General features: G+C 31.1%; 14 protein-coding genes. 4 read left to right on the forward strand and 10 right to left on the reverse strand.

The genetic code is table 11. The features are described 5' to 3' along the window. The first annotated feature begins 112 nt into the window (after window positions 1-112). On the forward strand, window positions 113-1,030 hold the full coding sequence (locus C661_RS0101025; protein ID WP_017413437.1) for an SMR family transporter: 918 nt from the start codon (window positions 113-115) through the stop codon (window positions 1,028-1,030). A 445-nt stretch (window positions 1,031-1,475) separates the two neighbouring features. Here C661_RS0101025 and C661_RS0101030 read toward each other — a convergent pair whose 3' ends face one another. Then, window positions 1,476-1,973: a hypothetical protein gene (locus tag C661_RS0101030; RefSeq protein WP_017413438.1), complete on the reverse strand. Its 498-nt coding sequence runs from the start codon at window positions 1,971-1,973 to the stop codon at window positions 1,476-1,478. 364 nt (window positions 1,974-2,337) lie between these two features. Here C661_RS0101030 and C661_RS0101035 point away from each other — a divergent pair, with 364 nt between their 5' ends. Beyond that, entirely contained in the window at window positions 2,338-4,359 is a 2,022-nt protein-coding gene (locus C661_RS0101035; RefSeq protein WP_017413439.1) for an MASE3 domain-containing sensor histidine kinase, read from the forward strand. A gap of 141 nt (window positions 4,360-4,500) precedes the next feature. On the opposite strand, the gene pepT is transcribed toward C661_RS0101035, so the two are convergent. Continuing rightward, the gene (gene pepT / locus C661_RS0101040; RefSeq protein WP_017413440.1) at window positions 4,501-5,721 is read right to left on the reverse strand and encodes a peptidase T; all 1,221 of its coding nucleotides are present in this window, start codon (window positions 5,719-5,721) and stop codon (window positions 4,501-4,503) included. A gap of 269 nt (window positions 5,722-5,990) precedes the next feature. On the opposite strand from pepT, the gene C661_RS0101045 reads away from it, so the two are divergent. Further along, entirely contained in the window at window positions 5,991-6,479 is a 489-nt protein-coding gene (locus tag C661_RS0101045; protein ID WP_017413441.1) for a thioredoxin family protein, read from the forward strand. Between the two features lie 265 nt (window positions 6,480-6,744). On the opposite strand, the gene C661_RS0101050 is transcribed toward C661_RS0101045, so the two are convergent. From C661_RS0101050 to C661_RS0101060, 3 genes are all read right to left on the reverse strand, one after another. Beyond that, entirely contained in the window at window positions 6,745-7,917 is a 1,173-nt protein-coding gene (locus tag C661_RS0101050; protein ID WP_017413442.1) for an NAD(P)-dependent malic enzyme, read from the reverse strand. A gap of 32 nt (window positions 7,918-7,949) precedes the next feature. Further along, window positions 7,950-8,582, reverse strand: a complete 633-nt coding sequence (nth, locus tag C661_RS0101055; RefSeq protein ID WP_017413443.1) for an endonuclease III — start codon at window positions 8,580-8,582, stop codon at window positions 7,950-7,952. A 360-nt stretch (window positions 8,583-8,942) separates the two neighbouring features. Further along, the gene (locus C661_RS0101060; protein WP_017413444.1) at window positions 8,943-10,508 is read right to left on the reverse strand and encodes an AbgT family transporter; all 1,566 of its coding nucleotides are present in this window, start codon (window positions 10,506-10,508) and stop codon (window positions 8,943-8,945) included. Between the two features lie 493 nt (window positions 10,509-11,001). On the opposite strand from C661_RS0101060, the gene C661_RS0101065 reads away from it, so the two are divergent. Further along, the gene (locus C661_RS0101065) at window positions 11,002-11,967 is read left to right on the forward strand and encodes a methyl-accepting chemotaxis protein (RefSeq protein WP_017413445.1); all 966 of its coding nucleotides are present in this window, start codon (window positions 11,002-11,004) and stop codon (window positions 11,965-11,967) included. Window positions 11,968-12,210: 243 nt separating this feature from the next. Here C661_RS0101065 and C661_RS0101070 read toward each other — a convergent pair whose 3' ends face one another. From C661_RS0101070 to C661_RS0101090, 5 genes are all read right to left on the reverse strand, one after another. Beyond that, entirely contained in the window at window positions 12,211-12,927 is a 717-nt protein-coding gene (locus C661_RS0101070) for an ABC transporter ATP-binding protein (protein ID WP_017413446.1), read from the reverse strand. Continuing rightward, a complete protein-coding gene (locus C661_RS0101075; protein ID WP_017413447.1) occupies window positions 12,920-13,690 on the reverse strand; it encodes an ABC transporter ATP-binding protein in 771 nt (256 codons plus the stop codon). The genes C661_RS0101070 and C661_RS0101075 overlap by 8 nt, the downstream gene beginning before the upstream one ends. A gap of 2 nt (window positions 13,691-13,692) precedes the next feature. Continuing rightward, window positions 13,693-14,712, reverse strand: coding sequence for a branched-chain amino acid ABC transporter permease (locus tag C661_RS0101080; protein ID WP_050551805.1), 1,020 nt, complete (start codon window positions 14,710-14,712; stop codon window positions 13,693-13,695). Between the two features lie 90 nt (window positions 14,713-14,802). Beyond that, window positions 14,803-15,696 carry a branched-chain amino acid ABC transporter permease gene (locus C661_RS0101085; protein ID WP_192812641.1) on the reverse strand — a complete coding sequence of 298 codons (894 nt, stop codon included), beginning with the start codon at window positions 15,694-15,696 and terminating at the stop codon, window positions 14,803-14,805. Between the two features lie 264 nt (window positions 15,697-15,960). After that, entirely contained in the window at window positions 15,961-17,136 is a 1,176-nt protein-coding gene (locus C661_RS0101090; protein ID WP_017413450.1) for an ABC transporter substrate-binding protein, read from the reverse strand. Window positions 17,137-17,164 lie beyond the last annotated feature (28 nt).

A 17,164-nucleotide genomic window follows, 5' to 3' on the forward strand; every position in this document is an offset into this window, starting at 1 on the left:
AAATAGTAAATTATTTGCTTGCAATAATATTTCTTGACTACTTAGCTTAATTGCATTCCTTCAGCAAATTCTAGTATGTGAAATCTCTATTAATTTAAAGGAGCTGAATATAATGTTTTATTTGATTTTAGCTATAATTTGTAGCTCTTCTATTGCATTAATTTTTAAATATACCGAAGGGAATAAGTTAAACCGCTATGCAGTAACTTCTTCTAATTATTTCGTTGCATTTTCAGTAAGCATTACCATGTTTCTATGGAATAATTCTTTAAATTTTCCTTTAAGCTCTTCTCTACATAAGTTTAGCACAGAATTTTCCTCAGTGGTTCTTTCTAATAATAAATTATTTTCCTCTGAAGGTAGCTTTATTTGGGCAGTATTAGTAGGAGCTATAGCTGGAATATTCTTTTTTCTCTCCTTTATTTATTATCAAAAGAGTGTAAGAGAAAATGGTGTTGGTCTTTCTGGAACCTTTGGAAAGCTTGGAATTCTTATACCAATGATTTTTTCAATTATCCTTTGGAATGAAATCCCAACAACTCTTCAGTGGACTGGTATAGCGTTATCTTTAGTTTCTATTATTATAGTAAACCTATCCTTTAAAGATCTTTCTTCAAAGAGTTTTAATTCTACATTAGTGTTATTATTCATCTTCGGGGGTATGGCGGAGTTTTCCAATAAAATATTTCAAAAATATTCTATAACAGAGTATAAAGACTTATTCTTATTTTTTGTCTTCCTAGTAGCCTTTCTTATTAGTATCTATTTTACTATTAAAGAAAAGAAAAAGGTTTCTGGAAATGATATACTACTAGGTATTATCGTAGGAATTCCTAACTTATTTTCTTCTTATTTTTTAATTCTTGCACTAAATTATATAAATACCTCTGTAGCCTTTCCAATATATAGTGCTGGAAGCATACTGCTAATCAATTTAGGTGGCTTTGTGTTGTTCAAAGAAAGACTTTCTAGAAAAGATACCTTTGCCGTAATAATGACTCTAATTGCCCTTATATTAATTAATATGTAACTCTATATATATTTAAGCTGTTATATCTATAATAAAAGAAATGCTGATATCTAAATATATCAGCATTTCTTTTATTATAGATATTATATGTGTGCTTATAAACCAAACTTACTTTGAAAACACATTTTTCATTAATTTCTCTATACACCTAAGAACTAAATTGTTTTATATCTAATTATGTTTGCATGAGTTAATGGAAGGCTATTATCATCGGCTTCTGCATCTCCCCTAGAAAAGATACCTTTGCCGTAATAATGACTCTAATTGCCCTTATATTAATTAATATGTAACTCTATATATATTTAAGCTGTTATATCTATAATAAAAGAAATGCTGATATCTAAATATATCAGCATTTCTTTTATTATAGATATTATATGTGTGCTTATAAACCAAACTTACTTTGAAAACACATTTTTCATTAATTTCTCTATACACCTAAGAACTAAATTGTTTTATATCTAATTATGTTTGCATGAGTTAATGGAAGGCTATTATCATCGGCTTCTGCATCTCCATTATTAACCATTAAGTTAACTCCAAGTTCTGATGCATACTCTTCCTGTCCCATGGATTTATTATTGTTCATAGATGAAAAATCTTTATTGTTTTGGCAGGTTCCATTATAATCATAGTTATCTCTATCATATCCAAAAGTCATTTCATCTCTAAGCTCTACGTTTTCGTAGTCATCCCTAAGATTATCAAAAGTAATTTCCTCTGCAAACTCATTTTCAAATATATCTACTCTATTATCAAAGTTATTATGAGAATGGTATGGAGTACCATTAGATGTGGAAGTTTCACTTGTCATCTGTGCCTGATTATTAGCTTCATCAACTTTCTCCCAAGCTGATTCAACACCTGGATGAGCAACTCTAAAATCCCCAAAATAATTATGCTTGTTAGATGGATATATTGGACTTGATTTTTTATTAGCCATAATTTCCCTCCTCAAAATCTTTATATTTATAGGTTGCTTGAATTTGAGAGAAATTATGTATATTTTATAAGCTTAAAGCAATAATATTTTTTTATCTTTGTTAAGAACTTTAAATCTGGAGGCTTATCATAGAAATATTTTTAAATACAGTAATATCTATGTAAGTTTATATGAATTACTCTAAATTTGTCACTGGAAGTCGGAAAAAATGTGTTTGCAAAATTCATAATTTTGTAACAATTGCTTTGAAAGTATGTTATAATTTTATTAATAATACAAATTATTTACTAATAATTATTTCTTTATTATATGTGTATGACATTTATTTCTATTCTCAATATAAAGTTATAGGTGGTGAGTAATTTTGAAAAACTTATTAGTTTTTGCAAAAAAATTTTTACTTCAAGCTTTTTTAGTTCTCCTAATCTTATTTCTAGCCTGGGGAGTAAGCATTAAAAATTATTTTTTATTTCACTCCGTCATTGAAATTATTACCATAGCAGCAGGTTTTAGTGCTATGCTAGTTTCCATAAAAACTCATAATATGAGCAATAATGATTTTTTCCGCTTTCTTGGTATAACCTCTGGCTTTGCCATGGTTATTACTCTAATCCATGTCATCACATATAAAGGCGCTGCTATATTTACAACAGATCCAAATATCCCTACTCAGCTTTATATCTTTTATAAATACTATGAGTGTATCTCTCTAATATTTGCTTTTTATTTTATTAGTAATAAACTCAACATTAAAAAAGTTATTATTTCAAATCTTATATTCATAGTTATTTTTATATGGACTATACTCTTTTCAAACTTTTTTCCTGATTGCTATAATGAAGTCACAGGTTTAACTTTTTTTAAGATTTTTAGTGAGTTCCTATTTTGTATATCCTATATAATTATATTAATTTTCCTTAAATTTCAAACCCTTGAAGTTTCAAAGTACAAGCTTAATTTAATATCAATTTCTATAATATTTAAGCTTACGAGTAGCCTATGTTTTTCTTTTTATACAGATGTATATGGTAGATTTAATTTTGCTGGCCACATTTTTAACTTTATATCTTATTGTCTATTTTACACCGCTTTGTTTAAAGGTGTAATAATTGATCCTTATGAAAGCCTAGTTGAAAAATTAACAGCTAAAACCAATGAGTTAGAAATTGCTAATAAGCACCTTATAGCTGCAAAGTTAAAGATAGAAAAGGACTATAAATACAATGAAAAACTTATCAACTTTCTTCCAGATGGAATATTAATATTAGAACATGAAAAAATAATCTATTCTAATAAAAGGTTTATGGACATGTTCCACTTAACAAGCCTAAAAGACATTCTAGGAAAGGATATCTTTAGTATTATAGATAAGTCCTATCATCCACTATTGTTTAGCAGACTCAATGCATTAGATAAAAATATACTCCTCTCACCTGTAGATTATGAAATTCAGATTAACAATAAAAAAATCTTTGCTGAGGTATGTTCCTTATTTACAACCTATCAGGGAAGTGAACAACTAATTATGGCAATCAGAGATATCAGTGATAAAAAGAGAGCTGAGGATATGTCTCTTAAGCTTCTGGAAATAGAAAAAGCAGAAGAGCTTAAAAATGAATTTTTTATAAACCTATCTCATGAGCTTAAAACTCCTATTAATGTAATGTATTCTGCTATTCAGCTTCAATCTATTTATTTGAATGATCCTGTTTCAATCTCTAAGTACAACGATTTAATGAAAAAGAATTGTTTAAGGTTAATAAGATTATCAGATAACATGCTTGATATTACTAAAATTCAGTCAGGTTTCTTAAAGCCCAAACTTATAGTTGAGAATATAGTTCCAGTTATTGAAAATATATCTTTGTCTATTATTGATTATTTACAATTTAAAAACCTTAATCTAGTTTTCGATACAGAGTATGAAGAGCTTTATTCTAAATTCGATAGGAGTCTGCTAGAGAGAATACTATTAAACCTTTTATCCAACTCAATTAAGTATGGTAAAGAAAATGGTCATATATATGTTAATATCTATACTGAAGAAGAAGATACTATAGCTATATCCATAAAAGATGATGGTATAGGTATGCAATTAGAAGATCAAAAAAAGATATTTATGAGATTACAAAAGCTTGATAATTCATTATCTAGAAATACTGAAGGAAGTGGTGTAGGCTTATTCTTGGTTAAATCTTTTACTGAAATTCAACATGGAACTATTAGCTTTACAAGTAAACCTGATGAAGGTACTGAATTCATTATTAGATTCTCTCGGATTTATGAATATGAAGAAGTTTGCGCTACTATTGATAATTCAGATGTATCAACCTTCAAAGATACCATGGAAAAGGTTGCCATAGAATTCTCCGATATATACACCTAAATCTATAATTATTGAACCAAAATGTCTAATATAAATATTTAATAATGAAAGATTTTTCATGGCACATTGTACTTCCTAAAAGTAAAAATGCAAAGTTACTGAAATATGTAACTTTGCATTTTATTTTTTATGTTAATAATCTTATTTATTTGTATAAAGCTCTATAATTTTAACAATTAATTCTACAGCCTTCTCTATTGACTCTGTTGGTACGAACTCAAACTTACCATGGAAGTTATGTCCGCCTGCAAATAAGTTTGGTGTTGGAAGTCCCATGTAAGATAATCTAGCACCATCAGTACCTCCTCTAATTGGAACTACCTTTGGAACTATATTTAATGCTTTCATTGCTTCTACTGCTGTATCAACAACATGCATTACTGGCTCAACTTTTTCTTTCATGTTATAGTAAGAATCTTTAACTGTAATTTCTACAGTTCCCTCACCATACTTTTTATTTACTTCTTCAGCAATTCTTATTATATTTGCTTTTTTAGCTTCAAAACTGTCTTTGAAGAAATCTCTTATGATATAAGACATTTCTGTTCTCTCAACAGAACCTGAGAAACCATTTAACATATAGAAGCCTTCATAACCTTCAGTATGTTCTGGTCTTTCATTAGCTGGTAACATACTATTTAGTTCCATTCCTATAAATTGAGAGTTAATCATTTTATTCTTTGCTGAACCTGGATGTACATTTCTTCCATTTATAACTATTTTAGCTGAAGCAGCGTTGAAGTTCTCATATTCTATTTCTCCAATTCCGCCACCATCTAAAGTATAAGCAAAATCAGCATTAAATTTTTCTACATCAAAGTGATCAGCTCCAGCACCTATTTCTTCATCTGGAGTAAATCCAACTCTAATAGTTCCATGTTTTATTTCTGGATTTTTAATTAAGTATTCCATAGCAGCAATAATTTCAGCTATTCCAGCCTTATCATCTGCTCCTAAAAGACTGTTTCCATCAGTAGTTATTAAAGTTTTACCTATGTAATCCTTTAACTCTGGGAAATCTTTTGGTGAAAGAACTGTAGTTTCATTTAATTTTATATCTCCACCATCATAGTTTTCAACAAATTGTGGATTAACATTAGCTCCTGAATAATCTGGAGCTGTGTCCATATGAGCAATAAATCCTATTGTTGGTATTTCTTTATCAGTATTTGCTGGTAATGTAGCCATTACGTATCCATTTTCATCTATAGTAACGTCGCTCATTCCAATTTCTTTTAACTCTTCTACTAACTTATTAGCAAGAACCATTTGTCCTGGAGTACTTGGAGTAACACCAGTTTCTGCATCTGATTTAGTATCATAAGCTACATAGCTTAAAAATCTTTCTACAACCTTTGACATATCTATCCCTACCTTTACTTAAAAAATTTGCAAGTTTTAATATTATTATACTACCTTTTGTAAACATTCTCAATTTCTTTTGCAAAATTTAGTTAAATTTAATATTTTCTTGTAAGATTATATCTTTAAATCCTCCATTACTATTGTGCTGAAAACTTTCAATAAATATTATAAATAATTCATATAAAAAAGTAGTAAACCTATATTTATAATTCAATTAAATTGGTATAATTTACTTGCAAGTATATATTTGATTGGAGGACTAAAAAATGATAGATTTTACTAAAGGTTTAAGTTTCAATGAGTACTTAGAAAAACAGCACCAAAAATATGGAGATGTTCAGGATAAAGCTTACGAAACTACTGAACTTACTACCCAAGCCAAAGATCTTGTAAAAGCATTAGATAAAACAATTCATGCTGCAGTTTTTACAGAAGGCTTTTGCCCTGACTGCATTGTTACTATACCATTTATACAAAGAATGGCTGAGGAAAACCCAAATCTAAAACTGCACTTTATGCCTAGAACTGGCTTTGAATCCTTCCTTGAAGAAGCTGTTGGAGATGCAAGAATTCCAACTATCATAACCTTTGATGGGGATATGAACCCTAAAGGTGCTTATGTTGAAACTCCTAAAGCTTTAAGGGACAAAATGATAGGATTAAACAATGAAGAAAAAAAATCTTTAGTTGTTGACTATAGAGCTGGAAAATATAATGATCTAGTAGAAAAAGATCTGCTGGAAATAATACTATAAACTTTAAAGCATCCCATATTATAGGTAACAGAGTAAAACTTAATTTATACAATAGCCACTCTGGTTCCCTTAAGGCTTTTGTAGCTGAATAAAATACATTTTCACCTTAAAAGCCTATAAAGAGACTTTGAAGGATATTTTTATATCTTTTACAGTCTCTTTACTTGATTTTACATATAATAAAAGTTCCGTTAAAAATGTATTATACTTTTTAACGGAACTTCTTTTTTATATTTTGGCATAAGCATTTGATTTTGTTTAAACTTTAAATTCTACCAACACCAATTTCTCTAGCTATACGCATTACTTCTTTTGCAACTTCATCTGCGACTCTTTTATCTAATGCGTTAGGAATTATATATTCCTCATTTAATTCTTCTTTAGTAATTAAGCTAGCTATTGCTCTAGCTGCTGCAAGCTTCATATCCTCATTTATTTCCTTTGATCTCACTGCAAGGGCACCTTTAAATATTCCTGGGAATACTAATACGTTATTTATTTGGTTTGCAAAGTCAGATCTTCCTGTGGCAATAACTCTTGCTCCCCCTTTTTTAGCTTCTTCTGGCATTATCTCTGGAGTTGGATTTGCCATAGCAAATATTATTGCATCCTTATTCATAGTTTTAACCTCTTCAGCTGTTAAAACTCCTGGAGCTGATACTCCAATGAATACATCTGCACCCTTTATGACTTCAGATAAACGTCCACTTTCCATATCTTTATTAGTATCCACTGCAATTTCTTGTTGAGCTGGATTTAGCATATCAGCCCCCTTAAAGATTGCTCCTTGCCTATCACACATTATTATATTCTTAGCACCAGCATTAAGAAGTAATTTGCAAACAGCTATTCCTGCTGACCCTGCTCCATTTATAATAATTTTTACCTCTTCTATTTTTTTATTTACCACCTTTAAAGCATTGTATAATCCTGCTAACACTACTACTGCAGTACCATGCTGGTCATCATGAAAAACAGGTATATTAAGTTCTTCCTTTAATCTTTTTTCTATGTAAAAACATTCTGGAGCCTTTATGTCTTCTAGGTTTATTCCACCAAATACAGGCGCCATAAGTTTAACTGTTTTAATTATTTCTTCTGGATCCTCTGTATCTAAACATATAGGAAATGCATCTACTCCTCCAAATTCCTTAAATAACAATGCTTTTCCTTCCATTACTGGAATTCCAGCCTCTGCTCCAATATTCCCAAGTCCTAATACTGCTGTACCATTTGATACAATTGCCACAGTATTCCCCTTGATAGTGTAATCATAAACCTTATCCTTATCCTCTGCAATTTCTATGCAAGGCTGAGCAACTCCTGGGGTATAAGCTATAGAAAGATCTTCTCTAGTTTCAACCTTAATCTTTCCTACAACTTCTAATTTCCCTCTCTTTTCTTTGTGCATTTTTAATGCCTCATCACCATATGACATAACTTAACACCTTCCTAAAAAAAATTTTATCTTTATTGCTTTCCATTAAAATACTCACAATGAGGAGCCAATGGACAAATATCACATTTGGGCTTTCTTGCATTACAAATTTTTCTACCATGCCAAATAATATAGTGATGTGCATCACTCCACATACTCTTAGGAATATTTTTCATAAGCTTTTCTTCTACTTCTTCTACATTCTTTCCCTTTGCAAGACCAATTCTATTTGAAAGTCTAAACACATGAGTATCTACAGCAATAGCAGGAACTCCAAAAGCATTAGAAAGCACCACATTTGCAGTTTTTCTACCTACCCCTGGAAGCTCTATAAGCTCTTCCATAGTCTTTGGAACTTCACCCTTATGTTTCTCTAAAATTCCTCTGCAAGCTCCTAAAATATTTTTGCTTTTATTTTTGTAGAAGCCACAACTCCTTATTTTCTCACCTAGTTCTTCTTCTGTTAAGGTTACAAAAGCCTCTGGGGTGTTATATTCCTTATAAAGCTCTTTAGTCACCATATTAACTCTTTCATCTGTACATTGAGCAGAAAGAATTGTAGAAATTAAAAGTTCAAAGGGACTATTAAAATCCAATCCGCACTTTGCACCCTTGTAAGTTTCTTCTAATATACTTAGAACCTCTCTTCTTTTTTCACGATTCATAAAGTTACCTCATTTCACCATTGTCTTATTACTCTATAAAAAGGCTTCTTCCACTATTATTATAACAAAAGTAAAAGTTAAATATAGACCTTCCTATTAAAAACTTATTATATTTCTATTATAGAATTTTTATAGGCTTCCTCAGTCAAAAATTAATTTATTCATCTTTCAAAAGCCTTAAGGGAATAACTGTAGGTTCTATGTGCAAAATTAGTCTTGAATCTAGTTCCATATTCATAAATTTCCAAGATAGAAGTTTATTTGTATATAAAAAAATAACTAGAAGAATCTATATGTTAACAACAAAAGATTTCTTCTAGTATATATCTTTTTTAAAAACTAATTATAATTTTTAGAACCTTACATAAATAGCCCTGCACCTGGTCCTAAAGGCAATCCTAGAGCCATCCATATTACTAAAAGGATTGTCCAGAAAATTAAAAAGGCAATAGAGAATGGTAACATCATTGATATTAATGTTCCAATACCTGATTCTTCATCATATTTCTGCATGAACGCAACTATAACTGCGAAATAAGCCATAAGTGGAGAAATGATATTTGTTGCTGAATCACCTATTCTATATGCTACTTGAGTTAATTCTGGTGAATACCCTAATCTCATAAACATTGGTACAAAGATTGGAGCCATAATAGCCCACTTTGCAGAAGCAGATCCTATAAATAGATTTATGAAGCCAGTAACTAATATAAAGAGTATAAATAATACTGGACCTTTCATTCCTATAGCTTCTAATAATACAGCACCCTTAACTGCTAAGATAGTTCCAAGGTTAGTGTAACTAAAATATGCTATAAATTGAGATGCAACGAAAGCAAGTGCAATGTATCCACCCATTGATGCCATGGATTTAGATAACTTTGCAGCTACATCTTTTTCTGACTTAATTGTTTTTGCAAACTTTCCATAAATAACTCCTGGTACAAAGAAAAGTATTGTTATTATTGGTACTAATCCGTTCATTAATGGAGAGTGATCAATTAAACTACCATTCTTAGGATTTCTTAAAAATGATGCTTCTGGTATACAAAGAGCTACAATTAAAACTACTAGAGCTAATATTGATAAATTTGCATATTTTAAGCCTTTTTTCTCATCATCACTTATATGACTTATTTCTGTATCAATATTCTCAACTTTTTTATTATAAGTACCTAGTCTTGGTTCAACAATTTTTTCTGTTATTATTGTTCCAATAATTGTAATAACAAATGTAGATACAAACATAAAGAAATAGTTAGCTGTTGGTCCCACTACGTAATTAGGATTCAATATTTTTGCCGCCTCAGTACTTATACCACCTAACATTGGGTCTGTTGTTCCAATCAATAAGTTGGCACTAAAACCTCCTGAAACTCCTGCAAAAGCTGCTGCTATTCCTGCAAGAGGATGTCTTTTAAAAGTTAAAAATATAAGTCCTCCTAATGGAACTAATACAACATAACCTGCATCTGATGCAATATTAGACATTACTCCTAATAAAACTACCATAGGAGTAACTAGTTTGCCTGGAGTTATAGATACTACCTTCTTAAGAACTGCGGAAATATATCCTGTTCCTTCTGCAACTCCCACACCTAGCATGGCAACTAGTACCATTCCAAGTGGTGCAAAATTTGTAAAGTTCTTTACTGCATTCTCTAGCATATACTTAATTCCATCTGCACTAAGTAGATTAGTTACAGTGACTGTTTGTTCCTTTAATTGCATAGTTTTTGGATCAATTAACTCTGCAGTTACTGAAACTCCTGTTAATGAAGCTATAGCCGAAACTAACATTATTGCCACACAAAATATTCCAAATAAGGTTATTGGGTGTGGTAATTTGTTTCCAACTCTCTCTACTCCATCCAAAAACTTCATAGTTAAACTTTTTCTTTTTACACTGTTTGAATTCGTTTTCATTAAAATCCCCCTTAAATCACTCATTTTTTTACTTAAATTTCAATTTATCACAATTAGACAATTAAAAATTAAAATTTAATTAAAAATTGAACGAAAATTTCGCATCTTCAGTATACATAATATTTTAAACTTTGTAAATAGGTTTACGTAATCTTCTTAAACGGTATTGTTAATCTTATTTTGAGATTAATAAGTTTATCTACTCTTGTATAGATACTAGACATTAATGATTTATGAAAATTCATATAGTAAAATCAAATTATCTTTGAGTATTATTTTTCACATAATATGATTTAAATCACACCAATTATACAGATTTATGCTATAATTTACATATAATTTAACAAAATTAAAACTTTTAAAACCCATAAAAATTTTATTTAGCAAAGTGGAGTTTAATTCTGTAGATGAACTTTAATTAGGTTTTGTTCTTGTTTCAAAACCCTTGAATTACCTCCAAATATTAATCATTAAAATTAAGGAGAAGATACACATGAAATTATTTGGTAAGAAAAAAGCTATACCTACAGAAGAAAATCCTATATTATCTAATACCACTGCTATTGTTGATAACAGTAACAATATAGGTACTGATACTATTGAATTTTTAAAAGATATGAATAAAGATATAGAAAGAATTATTTCTCAACATAATTCTGTTAATAGCGAACATGATATATTAGCAAGTTTAGCTTCAAAAATTTCAATGCAAATGAACACTATCTCTAATTTAGCTAGTGACACTAATTCTTCTACTGAATTACTACATAATCAAAGCAAAAACCTTATGGATATGACAGCTAGAAATGTAGACAAGTCTCAGGAGGGTAAAAAAACTATTGAAGATATTGTTAATATTATAATGTCTTTAGATGGCGAAGCTAAAAATACCTATAATAGTATAAATAATCTTTGGGGAATGATTCAACAAATTTCCCAAGTTGCTCAGATCATTGATGGAATTGCTTCTCAAACTAATATGTTAGCTTTAAACGCAGCTATTGAGGCTGCTCGTGCAGGGGAAGGCGGAAGAGGCTTTGCAGTAGTAGCAGAAGAGGTTAGAAAGTTAGCCGAAATGACTTCTCAAAGTACAGGAGATATCACTAGCCTTACTGGGAAAATTCAAGCTGAAGCTAAAAATGCTTTAAATAGCGCTAATAAAAATACTCAAGTTATTTCTAAGGGCGTTACTGCTTCTAAAACTGCCCTTGAAAAAATTGATGATACCTTAGATTCTTTTGGTAAGGTTGAGAATGAGGTTAATGAAGTTTTACATGTAATATCAACCCAAAAATCTCATATAGAAAATATTTTAAATAAAATAAGTGATATTGATATAATTTTAAGAGATACAAATACCCAAATAGATCATCACATTGCTGAGGCTAACGTTGTTGATAGAAAACTTGAAGAAAGCATTTCTAATATAGCAAAATTTATTAATACTAAGGATATTTAACTCTTACGAATTTGAAATTAAAGCTTTCATATATCACTGTGAAAATATTTGTGGAAGTGCTAAGTATAGCCACCATAAACTTATTAATTTTATATTTTTAAATTTTGCCTGTAATAATGCTTAAAGGAGTAATTCTTATGAGAATCTACTCCTTTTTTATTTATTCTTCTTCACTTACTTTATGAAGAATATAATGTTAATTTATATATATTATTTAAATCATGATAAAGGTTAAATCTGCCACTACTTTGAAACACTCTCTCCTAAATACGCCTTTTTAATATCTTCATTTTCAAGAAGTGCTTTCCCATTACCTTCAATAGTAATTTTTCCGGTTTCCATAACATACCCTCTGTCAGCTATCTTCAAGGCTACATTAGCATTTTGCTCTATTAAAAGAATAGTAACTCCTTTTTCACGAATGGTCTTTATTATATTAAATATATCTTTTACAATTAAGGGTGCTAGACCCAAAGATGGCTCATCCATCATCAAAAGCTTAGGATTAGACATTAAAGCTCTTCCAACTGCTAACATTTGTTGCTCTCCTCCTGATAAAGTTCCTGCTAACTGCCAGCTTCTTTCCTTAAGTCTTGGAAAAAGACTATATACCCACTGTATATCTTCTTCTATCCCCTTTGTGTCCTTCCTAAAATAAGCCCCTAATTTTATGTTTTCAAGTACTGTTAAGTTAGAAAAAACCCTTCTACCCTCTGGAACTAAAGTTATTCCCTTAGTCACGATATTTTGTGACTTTTCTCCAAGAATCCCCTTACTTTCATAGGTTATACTTCCACTTTTGGGTTTTACTAATCCTACTATGGACCTTAACAAAGTGCTTTTACCTGCTCCATTAGCTCCAACTAAGGTTACTATTTCACCTTTTTTAACTTCAATATCTATTCCTTTTAAAGCTTCTATTCCTCCATAAGATACAACTAAATCACTGACCTTAAGCATCTTCCTTCACCCCCAAATATGCTTCTATAACCTTTTGATTATTTTGAATTTCATGGGGTGTCCCCTGAGCAATGGTAACTCCGTAATCTAACACATAAATCCTATCTGATATTCCCATAACCACCTGCATATGATGCTCTATCATAAATATAGTAAGGTCATATTCATCTCTTATTTCTTTAATAAACTCCGTCAATTCTTCTGTTTCCTTTGGGTTCATCCCAGCTGCTGGTTCATCTAATAACAACAGTCTTGGATTAGTAGCTAGAGCCCTTGCAATTTCTAATCTTCTTTGCTTTCCATAGGGTAAAGAGGAAGCCTTTTCATTCATCACATCCATAAGTCCAACTCTCTCAATAAGGGCTAAAGATTTTTCTCTAATAGCTCTCTCCTCCCTCTTATAACTAGGAAGTTTTAAAAGCGCACTAACAAGTCCTGATTTTAAATGAAGATGATTTGCTATAAGCACATTATCTATTACGGATAACTCCTTAAACAATCGTATATTTTGAAAAGTTCTAGCTATTCCCTTTTTTGTTATTAAATCTGGTCGATTACCTGTAATGTCCTTTCCTTCATAAGTTATACGCCCTTTTGTAGGAGTGTATACTCCTGTAACCATATTAAAAGCCGTAGTTTTGCCAGCTCCATTAGGTCCTATAAGTGCTACAATTTCCCCTTCTCTTATACTCAAATTGAACTCATTAACTGCAGTTAATCCACCGAACTGCATAGTTGCACTATTTGTCTTTAATAACTCCATAATTATTTTCCTCCCTTAGCTGTGGTTTTTCTTTTAAAGAACCTAAGCTCTTTAATATTCTTTAAAAAAGCTATAAGCTTATTCCAGCTAAATTCCTTTGTTCCCATAACTCCATTTCTAAAGAATAATACAGCTAACATTAGCAAAGCAGAAAATACAACCATTCTAAGTCCTGCTACTCCCTTGAACTCTACAAATCCTAAGTTAATACTTTCATCCAAAAATCTTAGAGCTTCCCCGGCTATGGTAATAACAAAAGCAGCAATAACTGTTCCCGTAACACTCCCCATACCTCCAAGAACTATGATAAGTAATATATTAAAGGTTAAAGTAAATCTAAACATCAATGGATCAATAGTCCCTAAGAGATTTGCAAGTAGCCCACCTCCAATACCAGCAAAAAAAGCACCAATTATAAATGCTAATACCTTATGCTTAAACAAATTAATTCCCATACTTTCTGCTGCTATTTCATCTTCCCTTATAGCCTTAAGTGCTCTTCCATAACTGCTATTTATTAATGAAAGTATAACTATTATAGTTATTAATGCAATGCCAAAGGTCCACCAAAGATTGATAACGGGCGGTATACCCTTTAGTCCTAGAGCACCATTTGTAATAGTTTGAGTATTAGTCAACACAACTCTAATAATTTCTGCAAAACCTAAGGTTGCGATAGCCAAATAGTCACCTTTTAACCTTAGGGCTGGAGCTCCTATAAGATAAGCCGCTATTGCAGAGAAAATTCCCCCAATAATTAAGGCAAATATAAAGGGCATATAAATATTATCTAGGGGTTTCATCATAGGTGCTAAAAAAAAGTTTTGTGCCTTAACTGCTATTGGCATAGATAAAATTGCTGTAGTATATGCTCCAACGGCTATAAATCCAGCATGTCCAAGAGAAAATAGCCCTGTGAAACCATTTATAAGATTCATGCTCAATGAAAGAATCACATAAATAGCACATAAATTTAATATTCTAGTTTTATAACTGTCTAAATTCCCATCTAAGAAATACATTACTATTGCTAATATAAGAAAAGCTATGGCAGTTAACCTATTATTTCTTTTCCCAAACCATTTTAAAATACCATTTCTCTCTTTCACCTATTACACCTTCTCTGCTATTTTTTCGCCCATAATTCCTGTAGGCTTGAATAGTAAGATCAATATAAGTAATATAAAGGCAAAGGCATCTCTATATCCTGAAAGGCTAGGTAAAAATGCTACTAACATAATTTCACCAACACCAAGGATAAATCCCCCAAGTACCGCTCCTTTAATATCCCCTATACCCCCAATAACTGCTGCTATAAAGCACTTTAATCCTGGCATAATTCCCATAAGAGGAGCTATTTGTGGAAACTTTAATCCCCACATAATTCCACCTACTGCTGCAAGAATTGAACCCAAAGCAAAGGTTAAGGAAATTATCCTATTTATATTCACACCCATTAGAGTTGCAGTTTCATGGTCCTTAGATACTGCTCTCATAGCCATACCACTTTTTGTTTTGTTAACTAAATAAAGTAATCCGAATAATAATATTAAGGTTACTATTGGAATTATAATGGTTAATCTTTGAAGTGACACCTTCCCAATTTGGATAACCTCAGTGAATAAATCAACTTGTGGAAAAGCCTTTGGCACTCCTCCAAAGATTACTGTGGCCAAATTTTCAAGTAAGAAAGAAACACCTATAGCTGAAATTAAAATTGAAATCTTAGGTGCGTTTCTTATAGGTCTATAGGCAACAATTTCTATAAGTATCCCTAAGAGTCCAGTCATTATAATAGCTGCAACAAAAGCTAAGTACCAGGGCATTGAAAAAAGAGAAACTCCATAAAAGGCAAAATAAGCTGCTACCATAAAAATATCTCCATGGGCAAAATTTATAAGCCTAAGTATTCCATAAACCATAGTGTATCCTATTGCAATTAGTGCATAAAGACTGCCTAAGGATATGCCATTTAATAGGTGTTGCATAAACATATCTAAACTCATTGCTAAATTCATTTTTTCACCAACCTTATTAATCAAACTATAACTTGCTAAAGATAACTACAATATTCCTACGAGACTATTGTTGATACCCCTTCTACACTACTTTAGTGACTTTTGAGAAGGATAATTCCCCCATATTCCTAAGGTGAGACTCAAATCTCCCTCTAAAGCCGCTCTACAAACTGAACTTATTCTTTTTTAAAACAACTTTGTGTTTGTTATTTAATAAAGAAGAACAAGTAACACTTGTTCTTCTAGTATGATTTATTTCACTCCGTCAACCACATCTAAAAATGTAAACTTACCATTTTTAACCTGCTTAATAACAGCATTTTTAATTGCATTTCTATTCTCATCGAAATTAACAACCCCAGCTGCCCCTTGAAAATCCTTTAAGTTAGCTAAGGTATCTCTTAACTTAACAGAATCAGCGCTTCCATTTTTCTCTAGGGCTTTAATAAGTACTAAATATGCATCATATCCAAGAGCTGTAACTGCTGCTGGCTCTTTGTTGTACTCTTTCTTGTATTCTGTTAAAAACTTTTCGGATTCTTTAGTAATAGGTTTTTCAGTTGCAAAGAAAGTAGCGAATACTGCACCTTCCACTGCTTTATCACCTATTTCTATAAATTGTGGTGTTTCCCAAGTATCTCCTCCAATAATTGGACAAGTTATACCTAGTTGTCTTGCTTGTTTAATCACTAATGCTGATTCTGTAAAATTTCCTGGTGCAAAAATTGCATCTGGATTTTTAGACTTCACGTTTGTCAACTGAGCTGTAAAGTCTTGGTCTCCTGTATTATAATTAGCAACTTCAATTATTGATTTATCATCGCCTGTTAACTTTTTAAAGGAATCAGTAAAAAACTTAGCAAGTCCTATAGAGTAATCACTTCCCACCTCTTGAACTATTGCAACTTTTTTCGCTTTTAACTTATTATAGGCATAATTTGCCATAACTGTTCCTTGGTATGGATCTATAAAACAAACTCTAAAGTAATATTCATTTCCTTGAGTAACTAAAGGATTTGTACATGAGGTTCCCACAGTTGGAACTTTAGCTTTTTTTACTATATCTCCTGCTGCCATGGATAAAGAACTTCCCCAGCTACCAACTATAGCTGTAACTTTTTCTTTCTCAACTAGTTTTGCAGCAGCATTGGCTGCTTCAACTTTATCAGATTTGTTATCAACCACTACCAACTCTACTTTCTTACCTAAAACTTCGGGATAAAGCTTGTTAGCTAATTTTATTCCTTCTAATTCTAGGGCTCCCCCTCCAGCATTGGCTCCAGTTAATGGCTCAAAAACACCAATTCTTATAACATTATCCTTAGAATCAGAACCTGATTTTTCACTACCAGTATTTTTTCCACATCCAGCAAACACAGACGTCATTAAAAACAATGAACTAAGTAAAATCGCAATTTTCTTTTTCATGATTCCCTCCTTCAATTACTAAAAAAAT

The sequence above is a fragment of the Clostridium tunisiense TJ genome, assembly GCF_000300195.1.
Taxonomy (GTDB): Bacteria; Bacillota; Clostridia; order Clostridiales; family Clostridiaceae; genus Clostridium_J; species Clostridium_J tunisiense.